The sequence below is a fragment of the Reticulibacter mediterranei genome, assembly GCF_016587455.1.
In genome coordinates this window covers 194611-220385 of the sequence record NZ_BNJK01000002.1, presented here as the reverse complement: position 1 = coordinate 220385, position 25775 = coordinate 194611, and the positions used below count along the sequence as shown (strand labels likewise).

Sequence of the window (25775 nt, the reverse complement as noted above, 5' to 3'; positions counted from 1 at the left end):
TTTTTACAACAAACCTGGTAAAGTATTTCGTAGTGGAGCGATGTATCGCGTTGGGGCGGCCTATAGAGCGGTTGTCCTAACGTGATGCATCGCTCCACTACGGAAGAGGTTGCCGATCTTGGTTGTTAAAACTCATTATGGAGAAACGCCACACAAACACAAAGGAGAATAGTACCGTGAAGAAGCTTGTTATTCGCATTGTCGTGACCTTCGCCCTCCTGTTTGCTCTGGGAGCGGTGTTTGGAGGGGTGAACGCCCCTTCCGCGCACGCCTCAATGCTCACGACAACTACTGCCGCATCACCTAACATCAACTCTGCGGGCTGTCCTTTGGATACCCCGCCTGCCTCAACCCCCATTTTTATATTCCATTCCTTGAACGGTGATTGGTGTTTTACCAATGGAGGGTATGCGCCAGTAACTATTCCTGATGTCGTTGCTGCGTGTCCTGGTAATAATGATGCTGACGTCTACACCACTAGTGGTACGTTTTTCGTTAGCGGAGCTAACGCACCAGGACCGGATGGGTGCCGCGGTTTCCCAAACGGTCGTGTGACCGTGATAGGCATCAATATACGTTAATAGGTGCAGTTCATCTGTACTAGATAACCCTGAGTACGGATAAGCTACCACAATGCGCAAGATAATAAGCATAACGTGCATACAGGTGGTATTACGGACGACAGTAAAAGTCTATCCTGGTACATTCGCACGCATTGCTCACGACCATGCATAAGAGAGCGGCTTACACAGCTCATGTCTAATGGATGAACTGGTGATTTCCCCACATAATGTAGGGAAATCACCATATTTTTGTTAAAGTGTATGAAATGTCTAATCGCGATCATAGATGGTGATGGTATAGCCATCGAGATCGACAAAGGTGAATTGACGACCGAAGCGTCCGATGGTGATGGGTCGCAGAATGGTGATCCCGGCTTCGACTAGCGCGTCGTGGACCGCCTGGCTATCGTTTGTCTTAAACCAGATGGCTGGAGCGAGCAGCGGGCGCGGAATGCTCTCCAGATCAACTCCGGGAGGGGGAGTTGTGACAGCGAACGGGACGGGGTAGGTCAGGAACGCCACCGCTCCATTTACGAACACCTCAGGGTCGCGCCTGAAGCCAAGTATCTTTTCATAGAACTCTGCCGATGCAGCAGGATTGCGAACCGGCAGGCCGACGAATGCGGGACCGCTCACATCGAAATTCTTTGCCATAGTGGTTAACTCCCTTCTTGTAACTCACAGAGCCGCCTCTCAAGCGGTGGCTCACGATTTTCTTTCTGTTATGGTGGAAGTATAACCTGTGAGAGTGACAGCAGTATGGCAACAGCGGAACGACTTTGTCAGATTCGAGCCTGTATTGACCTTTCAGCCTGATACTGATATTCGCCTAATCTCCCTTTGATCGGAATAGTCCCGATAGTTATTTTCTCCACGTCGTATAGAGTGTTTCTCAAGCAATCCTTCTTGCTCATAAAAGCGAATAGTGTGACGCGGCAAACCAGTCTTTTTCTCCAGTTCACTGATGAGCATAGATACCTCCTCAAAAAAAGCACTTGACTATAAAGTATACTTTATAGTTTATACTCTCAGCGTCAACGAGGCAATGACCAGAGAAGAGCCTATTCGCATCAACCGGGCAGAGATAGCCTCACGCTTATGGTGCTTGACATTTGGTTTGAGCAGAGGAGCCTCTGCCTGAAAAGAAAGAAGTGATTGTTATGTCTCTCAAATATGGTATTTCCCTTCCACAAGGCTGGACGATGGATCTGGTAGGAATCAACGATCCCGTCCAGGCCTATGAAACAATGACCCGCGTTGCTCAGACTGCTGATGAGTGCGGCTATGAGTCGGTCTGGCTGGTGGATCACTTTCATACGGTTCCTTAGCCGTCGCAAGAGGTTACTTTTGAGTGCTGGACGAGTACGGCAGCCCTGGCGCGCGATACGAAACGGGTGCGTATCAGAATTTGTCATCCCGGCCCTGGGGACTGGCGTCGCGGGTTGGGGCGACAAGCAAACCGGCTATGGTACATCACACACTCGCGAGGATATCCTCCAGACCTACCGCCTTTGCCTGGATAGTGGACTCAACTTCTTTGATACCGCTGAACCCTATGAGGCATCAGAGCGTCTGCTGGGCGAATGCCGGAAGGTCGATGGTCGTCCCATCCTCATTGCTAGCAAATTTGCCCCACCGCTCACCCGTTTTTCGCGGAAGCGCTCCTTGTTAGAAGCCTTGGACCAGAGTCTGGAGCGTCTGAGCGTCGAGTCCATCGATCTCTATCAAATCCACTGGCCCTCACCTCGTCTCAAGATAGACGAACTCATGGATGCGCTGGCAGAAGCGGTACATGCCGGGAAGGTACGCGCGGTTGGCGTCAGCAATTACAGCGCTCCATTGATGCGGCAAGCACATGCGCGGTTGGCGCGTTACGGTATTCCGCTCGCTTCCAACCAGGTCCGTTATAACCTGTTGCATCGTTATCCCGAAACGAATGGTGTGCTGGATGCCTGTCGAGAGTTGCATGTCGCGCTGATTGCGTACAGCCCTCTGGAGAAGGGCATCCTGACTGGCAAGTATCGCGGCAAAGGGACGCCGGCACCCAGGCAGTTGAATATCTTCCACAGGCTCGATCCATTCGGGGATACCAGAGGGTCAGTACCAGCCTTGCAGCGCTTGCTTTCGACGCCTCGTGTCCTCCAGCGTGAGCGCCTGGAGCCGTTATTCGTGGTGCTGGAGGAAATTGCCCATGCCCACGCGAAAACGATTGCGCAGGTAGCGCTCAACTGGCTCCTGATGAAAGATGAGCACATTATTCCCATTCCTGGTGCCAAAAATAGACGGCAGGCCAGCGAGAATGCTGGAGCACTCGGCTGGAGCTTAACGGAAGAAGAGCATGCTTGCATCAGCCAGGCTGAGGTTGCGATACGATAGTGGTGTGTGTTCGTGGGCTGGGGGACACATCTCAATAGACTATCCTTCTGGCGTAACCATAGCACAAAACGCGTTTCCTGTCAGTAATCATGTTTACAGTTTTTGCGGTTAATTTCCTGTATACTACATCACAAGATCGCATATGATACAAAAATGCGGATACTGCACGAAAGGACAAACGCATGACCGTAAATGCTGTTACACCACGCAGGCTCTATTTATTTCAGTTATCGACGGCAAGCGTCCCTACGCCGACGCGCACGCTGGAGATGTCGTCCGGTTGCTATCTGGTCGAGACCAATGATGGCAAGCATATCCTGATCGATAGCGGCTTATCCAGCGATTTTCAGCTGGCAGCGGGAGCGCCGCCCGTCAAGAACGAGAAGAACGTGCTTGAGCATCTCGCCGCGCTCGGCCTGCACCCCGGCGATATCGATATCCTTGTTTGCACTCACTTCGATGTCGACCATGCCGGATATCATGACGCCTTTACGAAAGCGGAACTTATTGTACAGCGCACTCATTACGAACAGGCGCGTGGTGGTCATCCACGCTATGCAGGAGCGCGTACACACTGGGATCATCCAGACCTGCATTATCGGCTGATCGATGGCGATTATGAACTCTTGCCCGGCCTGACCCTGCTTGAGACGAGCGGCCACGCTCTGGGACATCAATCGGTGCTGGTGACGCTGCCGCATACCGGGCCGGTTCTGCTGGCGGTTGATGCGGTTGTGATGCAATTCCTGTTTACCCCGGATCGGGTGCCCTGGCCGACAGACGACAACGCAGAGCAACTCCGGGCCAGCACGCTTAAACTGCTCGATTTGGTGGAGCGCGAACATGTGGAGCTGGTCGTCTTCGGCCATGATGGAGCGCAGTGGAAAACGCTCAAGAAATCGCCTGAATACTACGATTGACTGATATCTTCCATCGTAGTGGAGCGATTATGATTTTTTACGAACAAACCCTGTAATGATTGGTGTATCCGGCAAATGTTCTGGGAAGAGAGACGGCTCTCCCAACCCAAACGACCAGGGGGGAATGGGGAAGGGTTGTGGGGGCCTTGCGCTTGTCGCTGTTGGGGGTCACGCGGGAACCGGGAAACAGACAAACGATGTAGCGAGGGCGACAAGCGCAAGGCCCCCACCAAGACCCCCTGCCGCCCCTTGTCGCTACAGGTGAACCCAACATCCTCTCTACCCAGAGCTATTCCCCCTTCATGTCCCGGATGTACCAATAATCGCTCCACTACGACATTTGGCAGTGGCGAGAGAGCGGTGAAGGGCGCTCTCTCGCTTTCAGAGATTGCTAATAGGTGGCTGCAAGCTCTCGCTCGCTGGTCCTCGCCTGCCCTTGCCGGGCGGCCATTGGTATCTCGCCATAGCCCAGGTAGCAATCTTTGAGCCAGTCGGGACGCTCAAGGCCGAAGTTCTTTTCCAAAACCACCTCAGTTGTGCTAAGCGCGCCCTCGACCCAGCCCTGCATGCCAGAATAGGCTTCGCCAACGATGTAGACCTGCATCTGGTTGCCCTGCTCGTCTTGAAGCGGCCCGCTGAGCTTCTCCATCACGTTCCGCACGTCCACACGCGCGTTCCAGAAGTTCCAACCGCCGCCATAGGGATCAAGGCTCCAGTTGGCATAGGCTCCGATGATCGGCCTCGGCGTCGATCCAGGGATCTGGCCGTGCAATAGCTCAACCTGTTCTATGGCACGCTGAATCATGATCTCTGGCGCAATATGCAGGTTCGGCGGTGGGGTATAGGCGGCCTGCTCTTGACCGTTCAACCCCTCGATACCCTGTACTCCGCTGAAAAGCGGGTGCATAAAGGATGGCAGCATCATATCAAGCTTTTTGAGTGCATCGCCCATCGCTGCCCGGCTCTGCTTCTCCTCCTCAAGCTGCTGACCCATCTCCTGCCAGTATTCCACCGCATGCGCGTCATCATAGGAAACCATCATCAAACCCCACTTCTCATAGACGGAGCCTTCTCCCGTCGTCACACGTCGGGTTTCGCAACTGTCGGGCCGGAAGTAGTAGGTTTGTCGGATCGGCAGATCGCAGACCGAGTGACCATGTGGAATGCTGCGGGTTCCCTGATACTCGAAGCCACCACCATCCTCTTTTTCCCACCAGCGATTGTCGTACAGCAGGAAGAACTTGAAGGCTGGAACGCCCTTGACCGAACGAAGCAGACGTTTGAGAGGCTGGTTCGTCGTCAGGTTGAAGATGCGCGATGGCTCCAATAGTTCCATAGCTCCACGTGGCATGGCGAGGATGACCTGTCTGGCCTTGACCTCGAAGATCTCCGTATCGATGCCCAGGAACGGAGCCGCCTCACCTAATGAGCGGCGAATGGTCAGCGTAAACGTGCCTTCCTCATTGCGATCAAAGCGGAGCAATTGGCTCTTCAGGTAGATTTTGCCGCCAGCATCGTTGAAGGCCGCACCCAACTGCACCGGGAAGTGGCCGAAGCCCTCTTTCAGCGTCTTGAAATCTGGTAGCACCGTAAAGTCGAGCGCGATAAACTCTATTGCCTCTGCCGCGTTGCTGTTGCTGGTCAGGCAGTAGTAGCCGAGGGAGTCGCTGAGATACTGATAGCCCTCGGGTGAGAGGATCGTACTGAGCAGGTTCCAGAAGCCCCAGTCCTTGAGCAGATGGCCCTGATAGATCAGCTCAGGCTTGATGATATCCCATTCGCGCCTGCCCCACTTGTCCTCTAACCAGTGCGGCTTCTCCGGCAACTTCTCCTCGATCACCTCTTTATTTTCCTGCAACACCCTGTCGATGACTCGCTTGATGATCTCGTCGGGCGTGGCCTGTTCAAAGTTCTGCAATTTGTAGCGGGTCTGAGCCATACCGAAGTCGCCCTCGCGCATACGCTGACCGCGCAGAAGCCAGATGGTGTGGGGATCGCTGGTGTAGAATGGCACCTTTTCAAGATCGCGCCCCTCGGCCTTGTCGAGATGATCTATCACGTTCCAGACAACCTTGTGATCCTCGCAGAAGCGCATGCCGCCCAGTTCCGCTCGCAGCCCGGAGCCGCGCCCAAACGGAAGCCAGCTGAGCAGACGACCGCCAACGCGGTCGCTCATCTCGAACACAGCCACGTTAAGGTATCTGTCACCGCCATGTCTGCGCAGCCGCCAACCAGCATAGAGGCCAGAAACGCCGCCGCCAATAATAGCGCAATCGAGGACAGTATTGATATCAGGTGTTTTTCCATTAGAACTGGTCATAGCAACGCCTCCTGGGCTGTATAACTGTCGAGCGTATCAAGTATATCGCTGGCCTTTTTCGATTTTTGATCGAGCTGTGGGTTCGTCAAGACTTCAATCACATACGGCTGGCCCTTCTGAACAGCCTCCAGACCCTTACGTAATGCTCCTTCCAGCTCCTCTCGCTTCTGCACCAGCGCGGTACATTCTTGCGGGATACCGAACTGTTGCGCGATGCCTACAAAGCTGGCCTGTGGCTCTTTCAGATGAAGATACCAGGACTCGCCCGATGGCGTAAAGCCGTTTGTTTGCAGCAAATCTTCAACGCCCTTCACCAGCGTCTTGTATTCGCGGTTGTTGGCGATGATATACAGAATCGGCAGCGGCTTCTCGATCCCCTTGATGAAGCGGGTCTTCGCCGTCGTCCACCATGTTTGCGGATAGAAGAGGGCCGAGCCGTCGCCAACAACGTTGACCACGATACGTCGCTCAACGCTCGTATTGCACGCCTTTGCCTCTTCCTGTAGCTGCTCGATTGCCAGCTGGAAGCCGAGGCTAGCAGGCATGGAGAAGCCCAGCGAGCCGCCGACGCCACAGAAATAGCTGATCGGGTCTTGGTAGTGCAGCCACTTTTTGTAGAAGAGCGTGTCCGAGATGGCCTCGTTCACCAGCACCAGGGGTAGCGGCTTCTCATTGGGCGTGGGCTGCTGAATCTTTCCCAGCGTCTGCGCAACTTCCGCGCCCTTAATTGTGCTGATGCCGTTCTGGTTCGCTGGCGATGCGCTGAGCGTTTTGACGATCTCTTCGATTTCCCGCATATAGCCGACGATCTGGCCGAGCAGGTTGTTATAGCCCTCTTTGATCCGCTGATTGCGCTGGTCCACATTTTGAACTTTATAGTTGGGGTTCTGCTTGATGGCTTGCGTCAGCGCGGGCAGCGTGACCTGGATGTCGCCGAAGATGGCAACCTCGCCGAAGTGGTTTTTGCCGATCTCCCACGCGTCGTTATGCAGATAGACCTGTTTGACGGTCTTAGGGATCAGCGGCCCCTTCTCGTAGTTGAAGGTGACGACCTGCGCCTGAGCATTGAAGCCGCACAGGAAGGCCACATCGACATCTTTGAAGATCTTTTGCATGTCTTCCTGCGAGCCGGGCAGTTCGTTGCGCCAGTGGAAGTCGTTGTTGGGGAAGTTCATCATCGTGGAGATGCCCTCGCTATAGACGCAGGCACCAAGCATATTCGCGAACTCCTGCATCGGTTTCCAGGCATTGGCCGCTCCTACTCCATCGCCAACGACGATCAATGGATTCTGCGCTTTGGCGAGAACCTCCGCAGCCTCCTGCACCTTTTGTGGATCGCCCATGACCCGCATAGAGATATCGGTAACGCGACAATCCTGTAGCTCTGGCAACGTCACCTTCTGGATGGTGTAATCCCAGGGAATGGAGAGAAATACGGGACCAGCCGGGGCCGTCTTTGCCAGCTTGAAGGCGCGTTGCAGGACGAGGGGAAGCTCTTCGGGCGTGCGTACTTCGTAAGCCCATTTGGTGTATTGTTCCGCCACGCGAACCGTCTCCGAAGAGAGCAACGGCTCCTGCAATACGAGCTGGCTGTGCTGTTGTGCGCACAAAATAACGACCGGAATATGTGCTTTGTGAGCATCAAACAGATTGCCTAGAGAATGTCCGATGCCTGGTGTGACGTGGACCATAACGACGCCGGGGCGACCCGACATTTGTGCATAGCCCATAGCTGCCCCCATCGCGATGTTCTCGTGTAGACAGGGGATATACTTAACATGATGGCTCGGAACGTTGGTGCCATCGATGATGGGAATCTCGTTTGTGCCGGGTACGCCAAAAAGATAACCGATGTGGAGGTTTTGCATAAACTCGAAGACGATATTTCGAGCATACTCCTGTGCTGTCACTGATTTTTTCAGTGCGGTATCCGTCATCAATCACACTCCTCATACAAATTTTAAACAACTGATCGATGAAAGACATGTCTTCTATGATTCTTTATCGACAATAGTGTGCCGGAAAGAGAGAATGGTTATGGGCAAAGAGGGTGTTGGGTTCATCCGTAGCTGGGGGTCTTGGCGGGGGCCTTGCGCTTGTCGCCCTCACCAGGCTGTTTCATCGCTGTTGGCACGACGCGAGAGGGGAAGGAACCATTCGGTGGCGAGGGCGACAAGCGCAAGGCCCCCACTGCCCCTCTACACCTCCCCTTGTCGCTACGGATGGGGGAGAACCTTCTCTCTCCCGTAACAATTGCCGGGCACCAATTATCGCGGGGAAGCTGGTTGTCGTGTAATCCCCCGCGATAATTGGTGCATCCGCCGAATGCTCTGGGTGTGATCGGATATGGCAGGGGCGATGGCTGGTCCTCGCCCGCCTCCCCAGGCGGCGCGATGAGCACCCAGGCGGGCGAGGACCAGCCATCGCCCCTGCCATATTCGAGTGTAGTTCGCGGCTCCAATTGCTGGATGCACCAATTATCGCTCCACTACGAATTGCCTGTTAATCCTTGTTATAAATCATATCGTGTTTATGGATGCGCATATAGAGGACGCTGGCGAGGGAGAGCAGGCTGAGCAGGGCGGAGAAGATCATCAGCCCGTAGAAGCCGCCCAGGTCTATTGCCACGCCACCAGCAAAGCCACCCATGAACTGTCCAATGCCCAGCACGACCGAATACAGGCCCATCACAGCTCCACGCTGGCCCGCGCGTGCGTCGGCAATCGCCGCCATCTGGTTGAGCGCAGCCGGGGGAAAGCCGCTGAGCAGGAAGACGCCCAGCATCACGAGTGGCACCAACCCATACGCGATCAGCAACCCATTCCCTGAGAGATGCGCGAGATTATCAGCTAGACCATTGATGATGGAGAGCGAGATGATGCAGAGCGCCAGACCAGCCAGGGCAATCAGCATTGCGCTGGTGCGACGAATACGCGGGATAATCACTGTCCACACACCCATGCCCAGCAGCAAGAGCAAGCTTAACCCTCCCAGCATATATGAGGCCGTCTCCTTGCTCCAGCCACCATAGAGCAGTTGTCCCGGAAAGCGCAGGTCGGCAGCTGGCGCGGGATAGGTCAACACGAGCGTAAACAGCGTGATCCAGGCTCCCACCAGCGTATTGATTGCAAGCCAGGCAGGTAAGAAGGTGAAGATGTGTTTGTCGCGTAACAGATGCAGGCTCTCGCGCATCGCTCCATGCCTGTGTGTTCTCGTCACGCGCTGAACGCTCTCTTTGACGCCGAATGCGACCAGCAGGAAGTTGAGCGCGTGCAGTGCCATGACCACAATGAAGCCCCACAGACCAAGCATGCTGCTCACCTTGCCGCCCAGTGGAATGGCGATGGCGAGGCCACCCACCGTCGCGATTTCAAAGATGGTCATCACGCGGGTACGCAATTGCTCTGAGCCAACGGTAAGGTCGGTAATATAGCCCAGCGAGGCGGGAGCATTGATTGCTGTCGTCGCGCCCTCGATTAATCGACCGACTAGAATCAGCACTAAGATGCCAAGCAGATGGAGGTTGAAGTGGTGCGTGACGGTGTGGGAACTGGAGAGCGCCCCGGACATCAGAAAGGCTGCCGCCACCGCGCCCGTCACGGGAGCCAACAGCAGAAAAAGCTTGCGCCCCAGGCGGTCCGAGAGGCTGCCAACGATGGGAGCTAGAAGAAATTCGCTGATATAAAAGGCTTCCAATACGCAAACAACGGCTGTGGTAGAAGCAAAGCGCTCGCCCAGATAGAAGCTCATCAGCATAAAGCTAATCCGACTGGCGATACGCAGTAACAACATAGAGCTAATATTGGCAGCGATGGAGATACGACGCTGACGCAGCCACGACCTTGCGCGGCCCTGTCGATCAAGCGATGATTGTACCTCATCGTCTTCTTTTGGCGAGAGTGCAATTTTTTCCAGTACTTTTTGCATCACAGTTCTTGCTCTTTCATAGGGATTTCTTTAAAGCATATATGTTATTACTGGTAAGCATAAGCTCTAAATGTCGCAGTCGTATATCGTAATTGTTACAATACTGTTACGATCTTACGACAAGCGAGCAGCACATCCTATGAAATGTCTCACAATGCCTCCTTCCTGGCTAGATGCCACAATGAGCAAATACCGCAAGTTTCTACAAGTTTTTTGGCGAGGGAGCGATTTATAATGAAGCCCATGTCGATGGAGGGAAGCATATAACGCTTCTTCAAACGTATTGAGTTTGTTGGAGAAGAATGCTCTTCAGAATGAGCAGGAAACATTTTCCCCTCATCTCAGCTATAATTCGTTCGGGGCTTCAATTCTCCAAACATCGCTGTTTACATGTTGTTTATATATAATAACGATGAAAAGGCGAAAATGTCACATGATGAAAATAAAAGTAATGTATGCTGTACTGGCGCTCTGTTTTGCTCTATTGATAAGTGCTTGCCAATCTGCCCCCTCTCAAGCAACTCAGGGGCAGGACAACCCGTTGGGGAATGTGGATTGGAGCAAGGTGATTACGCCCACCACACTTGGTTGTATTGGCGACCAGCCGAGTGTCACAGTGGATGAAAAACAGTTTGCGGATGTTACCGGAGATGGGAAGGCTGAGGCGTTTGTCGCGGTTGCCTGTACTGCTCAGACCTCCAGCTGGCCGGATCGTCTTGAAGTTTTCGATGGAGCCTCAAGCGCGACCGCACCTCGCCTCATGACCACGCTTTTAGGCTATCAAGATGGCACAGATAAGCGTGGACTCAGGATGGGAAAGGATGTCGGGCTTTCACAATCGATCAGCATCTCGGGTGCCAAAATAACTGTTGTGTCGTATGGCTATGCGGCCAAAGACGCGAATTGTTGCTTCAGCCAGCGCGTGACCGATACGTTCACATGGAATGGCAAAGGCTTTACGAGAGGTCAGCGCTCAATAACTGGGAAGTCTTGAGCATAGCAACTGACCTCTCGCAATGTCACACGTTGCGCTTTGAATGCTGTGGAGGATCAACGGTTGTATCTGCGAAAATAATACGCCTGGGTGTGATGCGAATCAGATGAGGACTGAAGCCAGACCTAACCGTTTCTCCTCCCTCTGAAAGCGCTTCGGCGTGTCCTCGTATTTCAAGAGTACGCGGCTTCCAGGGTGGCAGCACATCGTCTATCAAAAAAGATGCCTTCCCATTCAGGGCGACGTTGCGAAACTTCTGTGTGTTGCCATTATCGTAGCCGCCGATGTCGATGGTATCCAGCTCTGGATTATACCGAAAGGTGACGGCTGCAACCTGTGGATCGCCGTTTTTATTTACCGTCGCCAGCCTACCTAACCGCTGAGACTGTATATACTCCAACTCTGCTTCTGTAAATTTACTCATTTTTACCTCTCTGCACGTATTAGCTGTGTTTTTCTGTTTTTCAGCACAATAATACTATACACTTTCCCTATCTATCCCGAAATGTACAAAAGGACAGTTCCTTGTAATTGTATAGTGAGAAGTAGTGAGGGGGCGATGGTGGTGAGCATAAGGAGGCACGGCGGGCGCAATGAGTGGCGCATCTGGCAAATAGAGCGGTCAACGTTACCCGGATGGCAGGGGCGATGGCTTGTCCTCGCCCTTGACCCCATCATGCGGCCTGGGGAGCCGGGCGAGGACAAGCCATCGCCCCTGCCATATCCGATCCGACCTCTGAGGATTTTATGGATGCACCAATCATTGCGCCCGTCGTGTCTTCCCAGATGGAAACGTGAACGTGCATTAGCCTCCAGCCAGCGTACGAACGGGCGTAATACGAATTGGCTGTGAATATAAGCGTGTGAACAATGCGGCTGTGAGGCCCAGGTTTTGTAATCCCGCACGATATTTTTCGTCATATGCAGGTAGTATCACATTGGCCTCGCCCCGTTCTAGCAATTGGGCAGTGCCTTCAAGTATCACCACGCCCCTTTTCGCGCCGTCGAGTGCGAGAACGACATGCGGGTTATGGCAAAGGTTGCGTATCTTCTGATTGTCCGGTTTGCTAAATATGACAAATGTTTCACCTTCCCAGAGAAACCAGACAGGGACGCTATGTGGTCGCCCATCGCGACGAACGGTGGTGAGCCAGATCACTTCATCGGTGCGAAGCCGCTCCTGCGCTGATGGTTGTATGATAAAAGACATATGGTTCTTCTCCTCTGAGGAGAGCATACACTCTTATGTAACCTGAGAGTCAAGCACCATTTGAGCAAATATGTCGCCGGGTTGAGCTTTTTAGTTGCCCTGTGTTACAATATAATTGAGTCGATATATCATGACGGAGAGTAATTCATTCCACCAATAAAAATCATGCAAACGAAACAGACACAATCGCTGGACGACTGGCTACGGCAGGCCGGATTGAAGGTCACGCGGCCTCGCTTACTCGTCCTGGGTCTTTTACAGGAACTTGGCGGCCATCGCTCCATTGATGAGTTGATCCGGGGATTGAAAGCGCGTGGAACCCCTCTGCCTCGTGCCTCCGTCTATAACGTTATTTCTATACTGGTCAATCGTGGACTGGTCATGCTGGCAGATGCGGGACCAGGCCCGGCCCTCTACGAAGTTGCCCTCAACTGGCATCACCATTTCGTCTGCATCGATTGCGGAATCATTATCGATATTCCCTGCGTCAAAGGCGAGAAACCTTGCCTGTTGCCCGATTGGGTGCCTGGAACGGTGGAAGAGACGCAGATCATCTTTCGTGGTCGCTGCGATCAATGCCTCGCGCAAACACAAAACCTGGCATAGCATGAGACATAAACGAGCAACGGGGAGACGCGTTGCTCCCCGTTTCCCCTCTGTTCTCTTGTAGCTGGAATCTGGTCATGCGCCGTAGATGTCACCAAGGTCATCGTAATCGGGAAGAACTTCTTCTTCTGCTGATGCGGGATAATCCGCTGACCCTCTTACGTATGCGGGAATTACTGTTGATGGGCCTTGCCCCAGGGTTCCTGCGTTGTAGTAGTCCTCGTATCGATACCCGTGAGGTACTGCTACCCCTCCTGTTTCTTGCGCATATTGCCAGTCTAGTCTATCTTGCACCCGCTGTTGTTCCTGCTGGTATTGCTTGTACTCTAGTGGTCTCGCATCGGCTAGTTCGGCTCTTAAATTTTGCCACCATATTACTAGCCCTGTCCAGCCTCCATCGTTTCTGGCTTCCAGATTAGCTACCCACAGCTCCCACCGGTTGAGCGAATTTTCTCGCTCAGTTAGATAATTCCCCAGCACCGAATCCTTAAGCTTCTTCTCCTTATTTTGTCTACCAGTAATTTCCTCCCACTCCTTTCTGAACTGCTTGCTTGCTATACCATCATGTAATTCCTTAATTCTCTTTATCTGCTTGTTTCGTAGAGGGACACAGGGGTAGGAAGCGTAGAAATCATTTATCTCCCTCTCGGCAACATCGTAATGGGACTTTGAGGCTGTAACTAGATCCTCGAACTTTCTGAGTAGTAAGTCTAGTCTTGTCTGTATCTGATCCATCCTCTTGCGGGTCTTCTTATCGATACTCTTCTCTGTGATGCCCTTGAATGTCGTCTTGGCGATGTCACCAAGCCTGTTGGAGAGCTTCTTATCATCTCCACCTCCCCGCAGAGACAGTTCTAAATGTCTTGGAAAATCGCTTACTGGAGTGCCTCCTGGTTGAGATGAACCTTCCGTTGCGAGATGTGGGACAAACAGCACACCATCTATTTGTACTAGTCGCGTTTGATTCTGATTCTCCCTAACTCCTTCTCGTTGACTGCTTTCTCCTTCTTGAGGACGGGAACTTTCCCTATTACGTCGTGGCATAAGTACCTCCTTTGTGTTCAATGCTCACGCCCGGTGCAGATTGCAACTGCACTTAGCAGCTGCCAAAGATCTGCGAACTGCATGGAAACACTCCTGATGATAAACATCCTTCTCCAGGAGCAGACGCGAGAGAGGCGTATTTGTTACATACACTGGGAGATCTAGCTGGGGAGATTCTTGATGAAGGTCGGTGAGAACAACCTCGCGCTGTGTCTGGAAGCAGCGTCATTGCTGTTGTCGGTTCAAGTGGCAAGCTTGCTGTCTTCTGTTGTGTGGTAGGTTGCTTTCTTTCACCGTTCAAGTGATGAAGAGGGTGAGTTGTTGTGGTAGGCCCGGATAGTGAGAGGCGTCGTGTGTACGAGGAACTCTATAGATTAGCTTCGCTCCAGAGCCAGTGAAGCGCTTAAATACCCTCGCTCTTGCTGGTGAAGGCTCTCTAGAACAGCTATATGGTTCTCCCACGTGTTGAGTATATCGTTATATGTTGTTTCATTGGTCAAGGGACGATCACGAAGCGTTTGCAGCGCTTGCTCGAAACTAGCGTTATCAGCTCGAACATCTTGACGTTGAAGACCATGTAACGCCACAACCCTTTCTATCGGGCTGCCGTCAGGGGATGCCTGTTCACGAGAGTAGGCACGTAGCTCACTCGTGAGAGCAATGAACCGTTGTCTGAGCGCCGCTATTCTTTGATCTCGTGCTTCTCTGGTTTGTTCGTTTTCTCCTGCGTTTGTGGAAGAGACTCTGGATGGGTCTTGCTCCAGGGCCAGGGAATTGCTTACATATTCCCTTCTTGCCTGTTGAATGGCTGCTAGTTTATCTGTATGTGCCTTCCATGTGCGGAGTAAGTTTTCAGATGCAATGAGATCGCGATTGGCACGCATATCCTCAGCACTAAAACTTGTCTTATCAAACGTTTGCAGCGCTTGCTTAAAACTAGCGCTATCATCTCGAATATCTCGAGTGTGAATAGCATGTAACGAGCGAACTCTTGCTCTCGGGGAGTCGTGTTGCTCCCGTTCATGCTGGTAATAGGCACGTACGCTGTTCCTGAGAGAAGTGAGTTGCTCACTGAGCTGAGATCGTTGTGTTACTATCGCCTGTACCCTTTGCTGTCGTGTCTCTATGGTTTGGTTTTGCTCCTGGGCTAGCGAAGCGTTTAAATACTCTCGCTCTTGCGCGTGAAGGCTCTCTAGAGCAGCTATATACGCCTTCCATGTGCGGAGTAAGTTTTCAGATGCGATGAGATCGCGATTCGCACTCCTGTCCTCAGCCCTAAAACGTCTCTCATCAAGCGTTCGCAGCGCTCGCTCGAAACGCTCCGTAGTAGCTTGAACATCTTGAATCTGAATATCATATAAAGCTTGAACGCTTTCTCGCGGGGAGTCGTGTTGCTCCCGTTCACGCTGGTAATAAGCACGTACATTGTTCCTGAGAGAAGTGAGCTGCTCACTGAGCTGAGATCGTTGTGTTACTATCGCCTGTACCCTTTGCTCTCGCGTCTCCGTGTTATGTACGCTTTCTCCTCCTGCGTTTGTGGAAGGAACTACGGGTTCGCCTCGCTCCAGGGCCAGTGAAGCGCTTAAATACTCTCGCTCTTGCGCGTGAATGCCCTCTAGAGCAGCTATATGGTTCTCCCACATGTTGAATAAATCTCTAGATGCTGAAAGATCGCGATTGGTACGCATGTCCTCAGGGGTAAAGGGTATATTATCAAACTTTTGCAACACTTGCTCGAAACGAGCATTATTAGCTTGAACATCTCGATTTTGAGTATTAAGTAATGCTTGAACTCTTTCTCTCTGACGCTTTACTAAAGAAGGAGTATCAGGTTCGCCGAGGTGGGTGAGTTCCCTTGCGGTTATTTTCTCCAATTTGGTTTCGCGATAATCATTTATCGAGTCAGTTAGATCGTCGAGTCTTTCCCTTAGTGCGGTTTGTTTTGTTTCTAGCGCCTTTTGCACAGGTTTTCGTAGACGCTGGTGTAATGCGTTCCATTCTCGTTCGTAGCCAGTTTCTAGAGTATGTAAGCGGCCCTCCCACTCTGTGAGTGAACCTTCACGTACTGTGAGATCGCGATTGGCACGCATGTCCTCAGCACTAAAATGTCTTTTACCAAGCTCGTGCTGCTGAGCCTGAAACTGAGAGGCTCGATTATAACGGTCATATAACGCCTTTACCTCACCTCTCAAGATTTCTGCTAGATCGCCGCGAGGGTCGATTTGTTTCCAAGCGTCTATATTGCCCAGTGCGGATCTGCTAGATTCAGTTGCCCGGCGACCCAGATCAGTGAGGATTGTGTTTACTAAGTTTGCTCTTTTTTCTATCTGACTTGTCCTATCATGTCGTTCTCGCTTCCATGCCATTTCTTTTGCTAAATTTTTCCAACTTGCTGTATTGGCTGCTTGAGTGGCTTCTAGTATAGCCTCTGCGCTGCTGAATCGCTCGTCATAACTCATTTCTTCTGAAAATGGCTTTTTTAATGTTTTGGATAAAGACTTTTGGTCATCACGCTCAGCTAGCTGATCAAGCTCTCTTAGATTTTCCTCGAAGGAAGCATTAGCCTGGCTCCGCTCCTTGTATACCGCAGAAACACGACTCCTCAGAGCGTCTGCTTCCATACTCTTCGCATGGGTGCGAGGGCCGGTTTGTTCCCACTCGTTTATTTTCTGTATTTCTAATGCGGAATTGCTATCTGTCTCTTCTTTTAGAGGTTTGTGTTTTTGCTCTAGCTGCGCTCGTTTCTCCTGTCTTTCCTGCTTCTTCTTACTTTCTCTATGTCCAAGTTTGTAGAAGTCGGAACTCTGTCCTTGACTACCAGATTTTTTCTTATCGTCGCTACCGTCTCTTCTTTGGTCGCTTCCTTGCTCCGTAGAAGGTCTGGGTTGTATTTGTTCTTCTTGCTTCTTTGGTGTTAGTTTTTCAAGAAAACGTTTGGCCATAAGCTACTCTCGGATGTTTAGATCTTTATGATCTGTGTAGGTTGCACCTGCGCTTCGTGAAAGCCAAACCGGGCAACGTGGCCTGGCAAGCCTGTCGAGAGCCTCAGATCTGGCTCTGGGGAACATCCTCACGATTCAGGATGTGCTTGAGAGACTCGTGCCGCAAGTGAACACAATAGACTATGTTTGCAACAGTATAGCAGGTGGGAGGTGGTTTGGCTAGAAGCCTGAGGCGGTCGCCAGGGCTTTCCAGTTCTCCGCTCAAAGGGGTGCAGGGGTCTCCCTGCCGGGGCCTGGGGCGTCCCCAGTTTCCTTCCCTCCTTCGCGCGCCGCCGCAGGCGGCGCGCAAAAGAGAAGAAAAAAGGTTTTTGCGGGGACACCCCGCACCCCGGCAAAGGGCTGCCGCCCTCTGCACTCCCGCAAGATGGGAGAATTGGAAAGCCCTGAGGCGGTCGCAAACTCACTACGCGACCCCTTTGTCGGTTTCGATGGGCCGCGACAGCAGGCACGCAAGACGAGAGAAGCGCTGATTGTCATTGTAGAACAGAGAGAAGAGAATCGGGTGATGAATGGGGACGCTATAGATCATCGTTCCCATTCATCCAAAGCCTTGCACATGCCACAATCGCTCACGCAACCATATTCACGCGCTTATCTCCATCCTGGAGGGCTTACGCGACATGAACACAGTTTTCCCTGGAACCCTATTAATAGTTTGTATCATCGTAATATTCATAATTTTGATACCCCCCATATTGTGCCTGGTACTGCCGCCGTTGCTCGGCTTCTGCTGCTGCTCGTTGTTGCTGCTCAAATTCTTGTCGCCCCCGCCCTAGATCTGCTCCTAAATTTCTCCATTGTGCGTCTCGACTGCCTGCTAGACCATCTGCAGTTGTCCTCCAATAGTCGATAAAATCTTCAAATGCTTTTAAATCTATCTGTTTCCTCCATTCTTCGTTAGTATAATCTTTTTCTCTAAGTTTCGTCGATTTACTCTCAAACCGAGAGGTTTGATCATAATCGTCCTGTAACTCCCTAACAAGCCCACGTAGCTCTCTTGCCGCTGCAGCTCTACCGGAGCCGCTTCTAATCCAATCGTCTATCTTACCGTGTTCGATTCCCGCATAGTGATCTCCCCAGCCTTTTAGATTAGTGAGGTCTGTCCTTAGTTTGCCTATGCTTATGTTTATCGCTTCCACCCTTTCCGGTCGTCGCTCATCGCGTAGTGCGTCTGTGATCTCATTCCATCTTGTCGTTTGCGATGAGAGCATTGTTGCTTTTTTCTTCTCCCAATCTTCGATTGACTTTCTCAGAGGACGTGTATTTAGCCCGGTGAAGTACTCAAATCTCGTAGTGTTCTCCGCCCACTGACCAAATTGTGCCATATCATTCGCGAAAGCGCTGGAATCCGTATCAAGAGTCTGATAAAGCTCTCCATAGAGTGCCCCAAGTCGCGCTTTCTGATCAAGTGCTATTTCGGTCCTCTCAACGACCCTCTCGGAGATGCGAGAAGTAAAATTATCTATCTTCTTCACTTCGCTGTTATATTTCGTTTCTAGATCTGTAAAGCGCCCCTGAAACCATGTATGTAGTCCTTCTTGTCTTGCTCGTATCTCTTCCAGCTCTCGCTTTTCTCTTTTTTCGGGGCGGAAGAGGTCCAGTTTCGATGACTGTTTTCTATCACCTCCACCTCTCCTGTCACTTCCTTCTCCACTGCCTCGGTGATGACTGCTTCCTCCATGATGATAATAGTAGCCCTCTGGCATAAGTGTACCTCCTTTAGTTGTGTGCAAAGCTCACGTCAGGCGCAGAACAAGCTCGATAATGGAGGTCGTAGTGGAGCGATTATGAAAAATTCCTTGCAAAAGCGGCAACCTCATTTGTAGTTTCCCGATTTATCGGGAGGAGCGTCACCAGTTTGGACGGAAGTGGCACACCTCCCGATAAATCGGGAAACTACGAATGAGATTACCAGGTTTGGTGGTAAAAACTCATTATCGCGTTGGGGCAGCCTATGGTGCGGTTCCACTAACGCAATAATTGGTGCATCCGGCGATTGCGCCGGGGAGAGAGAAGGTTCCTCCTACTCGTAGCGACAAAGGGAGGTACGGAGGTGTTGTGGAGAGCCTTGCGCTTGTCGCTCTTCCCTGTCATACCACGCGAGGAAAGGAATCAACCGATGGCGAGGGCGACAAGCGCAAGGCCCCCACCAGGAACCCCCAGTTTCCCCTTGTCGCTACGGGTAAACCCACCATCCTCAGCGCCTCTTCGCTTGCTGGATGCACCAATGATGAATTTTCACCGTAAATCACAGAATAAATTGTTCAAACTCATAATCGCGAGACGATAACCTCCATTCCCATTTTTAAATGGAAATTTTTATTACGTGTTCCAATCGGCACATCTCGTCTGAGATCAATGGAAACAAGCGGTAATTCAAGAAAAGTATATCATAACGTAAGCAACTTTTCCAGTGTATGGAACAGATAAATCTTTAGTTGCATACATATTTCCTATTAAGCGCAATTTTGTTACTACCTGATATATTCGAAGTTTCATGCTATGTGATGGGTTGAACGTCGGAAGGAGTCCTGGCAGAACATAAATAAAAAAGGTCTGGAAAGGGAAGTATTATCCCTTTTCCAGACCCTTGCTTGTTGTCAGGTCGGTTAGTCGGCTGATGCGGTTAGCTCGCTTTTGGGCGCAATGCCAAGCCCCTGCGCAATGCGGGAGCCAAGCTCGTTGTCCACTTTATACCAGTGGGCAAGCGCGCGCTCCTGTACGGCACGCTCGACGTTGTTGCTCATATGACCAACGATGTTGCTGGCCAGATGATCCCTGTCGGTTGCTGAGAGAACTTTGCGGTAGAGCGTCCCGGCCTGGCCGTAGTCGTCGTCCTCGGCACGCAGCGTGTAGGCTGTGCGGACGAGTTCGCCGCTGCTAAACCAGAGCGGATCTTGATAGCGCTCGGTGTCGGCACGCGGTCCATTGTAGCTGTTGGGAGCATAAACGGGCTGATTGCCGTTGTGACGGTAGCGCATCGCACCATCTTTGTTGTAGCTATGCACCTCGGCGACAGGCTGGTTGACCGGCAGTTGCAGGTAGTTGGTGCCGATGCGATAGCGGTGCGCGTCGGGATAGCTGAAGAGACGCCCGAGCAGCATCTTGTCCGGGCTGGGACCGATGCCGGGGACCATATTTGCTGGCTCAAACGATGACTGTTCGATCTGGGCGAAGAAGTTCTCCGGGTTGCGATCAAGCACGAGTCGCCCGATGGTGATCGGTGGATAGTCGCTATGCGGCCAGACTTTGGTCAGGTCAAAGGGATTGAAGCGATAGGTCTCCGCGTCCTTGAAGGGCATGATCTGCACTTCCAGACGCCAGACGGGGAAGTCCTTTTTCTGGATCGATTCGAACAGGTCGCGGCGATGGAAATCGGGATCTTCCGCCGTCATAGCTGTCGCCTCTGCATCCGTGAAGTTCTCGATGCCCTGCTCGGTTTTGAAGTGATATTTCACCCAGAACTTCTCGTCCTTTGCGTTGACCCAGAGGAAAGTATGGCTTCCGTAGCCGTTCATATGGCGTAGCGTGCGGGGTGTGCCACGATCGCTCATCAAGAAAGTGACCTGATGCATGGCCTCTGGCGAAAGCGACCAGAAATCCCACATGGCATTATGGCTGCGCATGTCGTTGTCCGGCATGCGTTTCTGTGAGTGGATGAAATCCGAGAATTTGATGGGGTCGCGCACAAAGAAGATCGGCGTGTTGTTGCCCACCAGATCGTAGTTGCCTTCTTCGGTGTAGAACTTGAGGGCAAAACCGCGCGGATCGCGTACGGTGTCTGCCGAACCAAGCTCCCCGGCGACGGTTGAGAAGCGCAGCAGCGTTGGGGTACGTTTGCCAACGGTATTGAGAAATGCCGCCTTTGTCCACTCGCTGGCAGATCGTGTTACCTCGAAATAACCAAATGCGCCGGTTCCTTTGGCGTGAACCACGCGCTCGGGGACGCGCTCACGGTTAAATTGTGCCATTTTCTGGATGAGGTAATGATCTTGCAGCAGGATAGGTCCATTGGCACCAACGGTGAGCGAATGATCATCGCTAGGTGCAGGAATACCCGCGTCGGTTGTCGTTATCGGCGGTTTCTGGTCGAATTGATCGCTCACAAATTCCTCCAAGATCCTGAGCCGCTTTGTCCCATCGGATCAAAGGGCAAAGCGGCAGCATGCCTACATTAATATCTCTGGCGAATAATGAGTTTAAGGTGTGTCGTAGTCGCGCGATTTATCGCGCTGGTAGCCTCAACGTAGATGGGAAGTGGGCCGAGCGCGATAAATCGCGCGACTACGACACACCTTAAACTCATTATTCGCCAGAGTGGGACTTCTCGAATAGACAGTATCAACTACTGTTGTTTAGACACTGTCTATTTTAGCATATTCTTGTGGATTTTGTAAGCAGTATACAGACAAAAAAATCAATATTGCGAACAATTGGTACATTCTGCACAGGTAGCAGGTGCTTTTCGCTTAATTGCTTAACCCTGTGTTGTCAACGCCGAGAATTTCGCCTTGCCCTCGCGGATCAGCCAGGTCTCGAAGTCCATGAGATCAGGATGTAGCTTGCGCAAGGTCGCAAAATCTATCGTAAATTTCCGTTCGTTGATATACTCCGAGGCACGGGCAAGCTCCTCCATAAATGCGGGATCATGGGCAAATCCCTGAATCTGCTGGCGCACCGTATCCAGCGAAATCTCGACATAGGTAATGACGCGCCCGGTTACGCGACTGATGGCATCGGCGATCTGTGGTGGTGTGGGCGCATCTCCAGCCAGTTCGATGGTCTGCCCTAGATACGTAGCTGGATTGGTAAATGCAAGTACCGCAAAAGTCCCGATATCAGATACCGCAATCAATGGATACGTTGTATCAGGCTTGAATGGAATGGCGAGCGTGTCTCCCGCGACACCATACAGCGGGCTGGCAAGCGAGTCCATAAATCCGACCGGGCGTAGGATGGTTGCTGGCAGATCAAGTTGGCGAATATACTGCTCGATCTGCCATTTAGGTACGTTGACGTTGCGCTTGAATAGCTCAGGTGCTCCTCCGACCGAGCTATAGACGAGATGTGGTACACCAGCGCGTTTCACGGCATCAGCAACGTTTTTGCCATGGCGCGTCTCGTAGCTGGTGTGAGCCTGCACGCTGAAGACGCCATAGACGCCCTGCATAGCCGCCTCCAACGAAGCTGGATCGTCCTGATCGCCTTGCACAAGTTCCGCACCTATCTGCCGCAACGCCTGGGCCGCATCTGCATCGGGATTGCGCACAAACGCTCTCACCTGCCAGCCCTGCTCCAATAGTTGGCGAGCGGTTGCGCCTCCCTGTTGTCCAGTCGCACCCGTCACAAGAATAATCTTATCCATAAATGATCCTCTTTCCATACTGTGTTGATCGCGTCGATGACGCTAACAGCAGTATAGAACTGCGCCTGGGGGTGCCTCTTCCCTCTAAGGGAGTATTTGAGGTGGTATTGTGATCTGGTTATGAACATAAGCTCCTCGTGTATGGCAGGGGCGATGGCTTGTCCTCGCCCGGCTTCTCATGCGCCACGATGGATTCCAGGGCGAGGACAAGCCATCGCCCCTGCCATACACGAGGAGACGCAACGACAGTGGGGATTAAACCAAATGCAGTTCGCGAGCGCGTATCACCGCCTGGGTGCGATTGGTCACGGTGAGGCGCGTGAAGATGTGCTTGACGTGGCGTTTGACGGTGTGCAGGCTGATAATCAGTTCTTGCGCGATCTGCTGGTTTGAGTAACCTGCCGCCAATAAATGAAGCACTTCGCCCTCGCGTTTGCTCAAGGGCTGGTGCGTGCTCGGGGAGAGCGATGATGAGGGAAGAGCTGCCCGCAGCCGGTGCAGATAGCTTGACGAGGCGGTGGTATAGGGCGCGACCTGTGCGAGCAGTCGCGCCATCGGTTCGCCCTCGTCAGCAAACAGGCGAATATATCCTGCGGGTTCAGCTTGCATCAGGACCGGCCCCAGCGTATCAAGTGCTCGTTTTGTCTTGCCCATCGCCTGCAATGTCAGCGCGGTGAGCATCTCAATCTCAATCGACCAGCCCGTATAGCCGGTCCCAACGAGGGCGAGCCGCAGATGATCGAGCAGCCTCAACGCCTCGCTCAATGTGGATGCATCGTCGCGGCCACGTGTGAGCAGGAGACGAGCGAGCGTCACATAGTCGAAATAGTCCCTGCTGACAACCTGAAGGCTCAGTGGCTCGTCAAAACGAAGGCCGCGCGGTATCGCCCACTGCTCGGCCTGCTCGACATCACCGATTGCCAGCCCCAGACGTGCGGAAACGGCCAGCCCTGGCAGCGTTTCCCAGTGGAGAAGTGCCTGCTCCTTGCTCTGAAGCCGGGCCAGTGCATCGGCCTGCTCGGACAGATGGCAGGCATCATGAATCTTTCCTTTCAAACCCGGTGATCCCCCGTTGTAGTCGAGCGATTTATCGCGGGGGGAACCGATGAGAGGCCACCCCGCGATAAATCGCTCGACTACAACGGGAGATTCCCGATTTGAACAGGCTAGCGCAATTCGTGTTTGCAGCCAGAGACAATACAATTGCAAGCGAGCGGTGGGTATATCCAGGCGTTGTGCCAGTTCGCTTGCCTGCTGCGCGGCTGCCTCCGCCTCCGCCAGTTGATTCCACTCATACAGGAGGGTGGCGTAATGAGCCTGCACCAGCGCGAGAAATGAGAACGACGGACTGTTGCGCCGATCGAGGACGCGCACTATCTCAAGATAGAGTTGCCCCGCTTTGTTCAGGCGACCGCGTGTCTCATAAAGTGCGGCCAGATTCACCTTTGCCAGCGGATTGAGCAAACAATCCGCGCCGCCTGTATGCGCGCGCAACGCTTCCAGCAGCACCCGCTCCGCCGCTTCCAGATCGCCGCCTGCTCGATATGCCGTGCTGAGCATCATGCTCTGTCGTACCGCAATCAGGCGGCTCAAGGCTCCTTCGGGGCTAGGTCGCGCATAGAGGGTATCGTGGACGAGCGAGATGGTGCGCGGAAAATCCTGCTCTCCCAGGGCCAGCCAGCCTTTGAACAGCGTCAACTCCCCTTGCAGGTTGGCCCAGTGCGAATCTGTATCCGCAGCATGCAGCGCGGTCTGCTCCTCAAGCTGTTTGATAATCCTCTCCATATTGCCCTCATAGCACTGTGTCCATATCGAGGCGAGCCACAGTTGCGGCGAGGCTGCGATCAGCGAAGGCGCAAGCTGAGCAAGCCAGCGCTGTAAACGTGTGAATTTCCCCTCAGCAATCAGATATGGGACCAGATCTGTGAGCAGCGCAGCCGCTCGTGGAGCGTCACCAGCCAGGAGCGCATATTCGACGGCTATCTCGCTGGCCTCCTCCTTCCAGGGTTGTTGTTCATACCATCCGCTTGCCCGTCGATACAGCTCTGCAACCAGTTCGGGCCGCTGTTTGAACAGGTGAGCGCGCAGGCTCTCGGCAAATAAGGGATGATAGCCATACCAGATCCCGCCCTCGTCCAGCTCGTGCAATAGCAGCGTAGAGCGATACAGCTCGTGCAGCTTCTCCGCACCGTTCTGCTGCCCTGTCACGGCGATACAGAGCGAACCTGTCAAACGTTCCAGCACACTGGTCAGAAGTAGAAATTCACGTGTTTCGGGCGATTGATGTGATAGAATTTCTTCGCTCACATAATCCAGCAAGAAGCGGTGTGTCCCTGGATGTGTCTGGAGAAAAGCGACCGGGTTGCTTTGTCCACGCAAGGCTAGCGAGAGCAACTGCACGCCCACGACCCAGCCCTGCGTCTGTTGCTCGACAAGCCGTTGAGCTTCGAGAGGAAGATCGAGCGCGAGGTTCTGGAGTAATGCCTGCAATTCGTCCCGGGAGAAGCGCAACGTCTCGGCTCCAAGCGTTTGCAGGTGGCCCTGTCCACGCAGACGAGCCAGGGGCAGCGGAGGATCGTTGCGCGTGCCGATCATGAGATGAAGCTGCTGCGGCGCGTGGTCGATGAGAAAGCGAAGCGCGGCATGGATCGGTTCGCTGGTGATATGATGATAATCGTCCAGCAACAGCACAATATCGTTGGTGAACAGTTGAGCAAGATCGTTGGCGAGGCGCGTCAGCAATCGTTCCCATGAAGGTTCTTCGGTGCGCCAGTAGATGGCAAAATCGTGTTCGCTTATTCGGGCGTCAAGGCGCTCAAGGGCGGCAACCACATAGGCCAGGAAGCGCAACGGATCGTCATCAGCAGCCTCTAGCGAGAGCCACGCAACCGGGACCACACACGCCCGCGCCCATGCCGCTAGCAATGTTGTTTTGCCTGAGCCAGCCGGGGCCGAGATCAGCGTTAACCGATACTGTAATCCCTGATCGAGCGCTTGCAGCAGGCGCGGGCGGGCGACATGCTGAGTGGGCAGGTGCGGAATGCGTAGTTTCGTGGCCAGAAATGAGCATTGGTCATTCTCTGACGCCTGCTTTGAAGGCTGCTGAGAGGACGTTGTGCTGCGTTCTGCCAGTTGTCGGGCGGCGTGGCGCAAATGGTCCAGCGTGAGCCGGGAAGAGATACCAAGATAGAGGCTCTCAAGGTGCCCGTTGCGCCGACGATAGGCATACCAGTACCAGCCGCCGCGTCGATTACTTGCTTGCTTCTTTTGCGCCGTAAAGCTCCCTGCCTCATCCCGAAAGCGGAAGGCCAGCGCTGTTTCGAGCCAGCCTTGCCACGAAGCCGAATCGACCGGCACCGTCACCGTTTCTTCGTTACATGCATAGCTCAGGATGCCATCGCGAACAACGCCCTTCGTGCCTGCTGGATGCATCTCTCCGTTCCCTTCC

General features: G+C 53.0%; 21 protein-coding genes and 1 pseudogene. 8 read left to right on the top strand and 14 right to left on the bottom strand.

The window, feature by feature from the left end; genetic code table 11:
• Window positions 1-176: 176 nt before the first annotated feature.
• Window positions 177-581, top strand: coding sequence for a beta/gamma crystallin domain-containing protein (locus K3T83_RS39160; protein ID WP_220208573.1), 405 nt, complete (start codon window positions 177-179; stop codon window positions 579-581).
• Between the two features lie 252 nt (window positions 582-833).
• On the opposite strand, the gene K3T83_RS39155 is transcribed toward K3T83_RS39160, so the two are convergent.
• Together K3T83_RS39155 and K3T83_RS58165 are read right to left on the bottom strand one after the other, a co-directional pair.
• Window positions 834-1217, bottom strand: coding sequence for a VOC family protein (locus K3T83_RS39155; protein ID WP_220208572.1), 384 nt, complete (start codon window positions 1215-1217; stop codon window positions 834-836).
• A 153-nt stretch (window positions 1218-1370) separates the two neighbouring features.
• Window positions 1371-1535, bottom strand: a complete 165-nt coding sequence (locus K3T83_RS58165) for a MerR family DNA-binding transcriptional regulator (protein WP_220208571.1) — start codon at window positions 1533-1535, stop codon at window positions 1371-1373.
• Between the two features lie 188 nt (window positions 1536-1723).
• Between K3T83_RS58165 and K3T83_RS39145 the strand changes: the two are divergent.
• The 3 genes and pseudogenes from K3T83_RS39145 to K3T83_RS39135 all read left to right on the top strand — a co-directional run.
• Window positions 1724-1966: pseudogene (locus K3T83_RS39145) on the top strand (LLM class flavin-dependent oxidoreductase); the annotation flags it as partial.
• The gene (locus K3T83_RS39140; RefSeq protein ID WP_236065165.1) at window positions 1911-2939 is read left to right on the top strand and encodes an aldo/keto reductase; all 1029 of its coding nucleotides are present in this window, start codon (window positions 1911-1913) and stop codon (window positions 2937-2939) included. The pseudogene K3T83_RS39145 and the gene K3T83_RS39140, both read left to right, overlap by 56 nt.
• A 182-nt stretch (window positions 2940-3121) precedes the next feature.
• On the top strand, window positions 3122-3859 hold the full coding sequence (locus tag K3T83_RS39135; protein ID WP_220208568.1) for an N-acyl homoserine lactonase family protein: 738 nt from the start codon (window positions 3122-3124) through the stop codon (window positions 3857-3859).
• Window positions 3860-4250: 391 nt separating this feature from the next.
• On the opposite strand, the gene K3T83_RS39130 is transcribed toward K3T83_RS39135, so the two are convergent.
• From K3T83_RS39130 to K3T83_RS39115, 4 genes are all read right to left on the bottom strand, one after another.
• Window positions 4251-6179 (bottom strand): flavin monoamine oxidase family protein, encoded by a 1929-nt coding sequence (locus tag K3T83_RS39130; protein WP_220208567.1) that lies wholly within the window; start codon window positions 6177-6179, stop codon window positions 4251-4253.
• Window positions 6176-8116 carry a thiamine pyrophosphate-binding protein gene (locus tag K3T83_RS39125; protein WP_220208566.1) on the bottom strand — a complete coding sequence of 647 codons (1941 nt, stop codon included), beginning with the start codon at window positions 8114-8116 and terminating at the stop codon, window positions 6176-6178. The genes K3T83_RS39130 and K3T83_RS39125 overlap by 4 nt, the downstream gene beginning before the upstream one ends.
• Window positions 8117-8238: 122 nt before the next feature.
• Window positions 8239-8640, bottom strand: coding sequence for a hypothetical protein (locus K3T83_RS39120; protein WP_220208565.1), 402 nt, complete (start codon window positions 8638-8640; stop codon window positions 8239-8241).
• A gap of 41 nt (window positions 8641-8681) precedes the next feature.
• Window positions 8682-10106, bottom strand: coding sequence for an MFS transporter (locus K3T83_RS39115; RefSeq protein WP_236065310.1), 1425 nt, complete (start codon window positions 10104-10106; stop codon window positions 8682-8684).
• Window positions 10107-10539: 433 nt separating this feature from the next.
• On the opposite strand from K3T83_RS39115, the gene K3T83_RS39110 reads away from it, so the two are divergent.
• The gene (locus tag K3T83_RS39110) at window positions 10540-11100 is read left to right on the top strand and encodes a hypothetical protein (RefSeq protein WP_220208563.1); all 561 of its coding nucleotides are present in this window, start codon (window positions 10540-10542) and stop codon (window positions 11098-11100) included.
• Between the two features lie 25 nt (window positions 11101-11125).
• Here K3T83_RS39110 and K3T83_RS39105 read toward each other — a convergent pair whose 3' ends face one another.
• Window positions 11126-11524: a PPOX class F420-dependent oxidoreductase gene (locus K3T83_RS39105; RefSeq protein ID WP_220208562.1), complete on the bottom strand. Its 399-nt coding sequence runs from the start codon at window positions 11522-11524 to the stop codon at window positions 11126-11128.
• A 381-nt stretch (window positions 11525-11905) separates the two neighbouring features.
• Window positions 11906-12310: a TIGR03667 family PPOX class F420-dependent oxidoreductase gene (locus K3T83_RS39100; protein WP_220208561.1), complete on the bottom strand. Its 405-nt coding sequence runs from the start codon at window positions 12308-12310 to the stop codon at window positions 11906-11908.
• A 165-nt stretch (window positions 12311-12475) separates the two neighbouring features.
• Between K3T83_RS39100 and K3T83_RS39095 the strand changes: the two genes are divergently transcribed.
• Window positions 12476-12916: a Fur family transcriptional regulator gene (locus K3T83_RS39095; RefSeq protein ID WP_220208560.1), complete on the top strand. Its 441-nt coding sequence runs from the start codon at window positions 12476-12478 to the stop codon at window positions 12914-12916.
• Window positions 12917-12991: 75 nt separating this feature from the next.
• On the opposite strand, the gene K3T83_RS39090 is transcribed toward K3T83_RS39095, so the two are convergent.
• From K3T83_RS39090 to K3T83_RS39080, 3 genes are all read right to left on the bottom strand, one after another.
• Window positions 12992-13960 (bottom strand): hypothetical protein, encoded by a 969-nt coding sequence (locus tag K3T83_RS39090; RefSeq protein ID WP_220208559.1) that lies wholly within the window; start codon window positions 13958-13960, stop codon window positions 12992-12994.
• Between the two features lie 374 nt (window positions 13961-14334).
• Window positions 14335-16902 carry a coiled-coil domain-containing protein gene (locus K3T83_RS39085; RefSeq protein ID WP_220208558.1) on the bottom strand — a complete coding sequence of 856 codons (2568 nt, stop codon included), beginning with the start codon at window positions 16900-16902 and terminating at the stop codon, window positions 14335-14337.
• Window positions 16903-17609: 707 nt separating this feature from the next.
• Complete coding sequence (locus K3T83_RS39080) at window positions 17610-18668, bottom strand: hypothetical protein (RefSeq protein WP_220208557.1); 1059 nt, start codon at window positions 18666-18668, stop codon at window positions 17610-17612.
• Window positions 18669-19020: 352 nt separating this feature from the next.
• Between K3T83_RS39080 and K3T83_RS39075 the strand changes: the two genes are divergently transcribed.
• Window positions 19021-19209, top strand: a complete 189-nt coding sequence (locus K3T83_RS39075; protein WP_220208556.1) for a hypothetical protein — start codon at window positions 19021-19023, stop codon at window positions 19207-19209.
• Between the two features lie 362 nt (window positions 19210-19571).
• Here K3T83_RS39075 and K3T83_RS39070 read toward each other — a convergent pair whose 3' ends face one another.
• The gene (locus K3T83_RS39070; RefSeq protein ID WP_220208555.1) at window positions 19572-21068 is read right to left on the bottom strand and encodes a catalase; all 1497 of its coding nucleotides are present in this window, start codon (window positions 21066-21068) and stop codon (window positions 19572-19574) included.
• A gap of 59 nt (window positions 21069-21127) precedes the next feature.
• Between K3T83_RS39070 and K3T83_RS57415 the strand changes: the two genes are divergently transcribed.
• Complete coding sequence (locus tag K3T83_RS57415) at window positions 21128-21262, top strand: hypothetical protein (protein ID WP_268963543.1); 135 nt, start codon at window positions 21128-21130, stop codon at window positions 21260-21262.
• 177 nt (window positions 21263-21439) lie between these two features.
• Here K3T83_RS57415 and K3T83_RS39065 read toward each other — a convergent pair whose 3' ends face one another.
• Entirely contained in the window at window positions 21440-22327 is an 888-nt protein-coding gene (locus K3T83_RS39065) for an NmrA/HSCARG family protein (protein ID WP_220208554.1), read from the bottom strand.
• A 255-nt stretch (window positions 22328-22582) separates the two neighbouring features.
• Window positions 22583-25759: a winged helix-turn-helix domain-containing protein gene (locus K3T83_RS39060; protein WP_220208553.1), complete on the bottom strand. Its 3177-nt coding sequence runs from the start codon at window positions 25757-25759 to the stop codon at window positions 22583-22585.
• Between the last annotated feature and the right edge of the window lie 16 nt (window positions 25760-25775).

Excerpts from the sequence above, each read along its gene's own strand:
- K3T83_RS57415 (WP_268963543.1), top strand. The coding sequence starts at position 21,128 with ATGCCTACATTAATATCTCTGGCGAATAATGAGTTTAAGGTGTGTCGT.
- K3T83_RS39155 (WP_220208572.1), bottom strand. The coding sequence starts at position 1,217 with ATGGCAAAGAATTTCGATGTGAGCGGTCCCGCATTCGTCGGCCTGCCG.
- K3T83_RS39060 (WP_220208553.1), bottom strand. The coding sequence starts at position 25,759 with ATGCATCCAGCAGGCACGAAGGGCGTTGTTCGCGATGGCATCCTGAGC.
- K3T83_RS39105 (WP_220208562.1), bottom strand. The coding sequence starts at position 11,524 with ATGAGTAAATTTACAGAAGCAGAGTTGGAGTATATACAGTCTCAGCGG.
- K3T83_RS39135 (WP_220208568.1), top strand. The coding sequence starts at position 3,122 with ATGACCGTAAATGCTGTTACACCACGCAGGCTCTATTTATTTCAGTTA.
- K3T83_RS39090 (WP_220208559.1), bottom strand. The coding sequence starts at position 13,960 with ATGCCACGACGTAATAGGGAAAGTTCCCGTCCTCAAGAAGGAGAAAGC.
- K3T83_RS39080 (WP_220208557.1), bottom strand. The coding sequence starts at position 18,668 with ATGCCAGAGGGCTACTATTATCATCATGGAGGAAGCAGTCATCACCGA.
- K3T83_RS39100 (WP_220208561.1), bottom strand. The coding sequence starts at position 12,310 with ATGTCTTTTATCATACAACCATCAGCGCAGGAGCGGCTTCGCACCGAT.
- K3T83_RS39085 (WP_220208558.1), bottom strand. The coding sequence starts at position 16,902 with ATGGCCAAACGTTTTCTTGAAAAACTAACACCAAAGAAGCAAGAAGAA.
- K3T83_RS39125 (WP_220208566.1), bottom strand. The coding sequence starts at position 8,116 with ATGACGGATACCGCACTGAAAAAATCAGTGACAGCACAGGAGTATGCT.
- K3T83_RS39095 (WP_220208560.1), top strand. The coding sequence starts at position 12,476 with ATGCAAACGAAACAGACACAATCGCTGGACGACTGGCTACGGCAGGCC.
- K3T83_RS39065 (WP_220208554.1), bottom strand. The coding sequence starts at position 22,327 with ATGGATAAGATTATTCTTGTGACGGGTGCGACTGGACAACAGGGAGGC.
- K3T83_RS39110 (WP_220208563.1), top strand. The coding sequence starts at position 10,540 with ATGATGAAAATAAAAGTAATGTATGCTGTACTGGCGCTCTGTTTTGCT.
- K3T83_RS39115 (WP_236065310.1), bottom strand. The coding sequence starts at position 10,106 with ATGCAAAAAGTACTGGAAAAAATTGCACTCTCGCCAAAAGAAGACGAT.
- K3T83_RS39130 (WP_220208567.1), bottom strand. The coding sequence starts at position 6,179 with ATGACCAGTTCTAATGGAAAAACACCTGATATCAATACTGTCCTCGAT.
- K3T83_RS58165 (WP_220208571.1), bottom strand. The coding sequence starts at position 1,535 with ATGCTCATCAGTGAACTGGAGAAAAAGACTGGTTTGCCGCGTCACACT.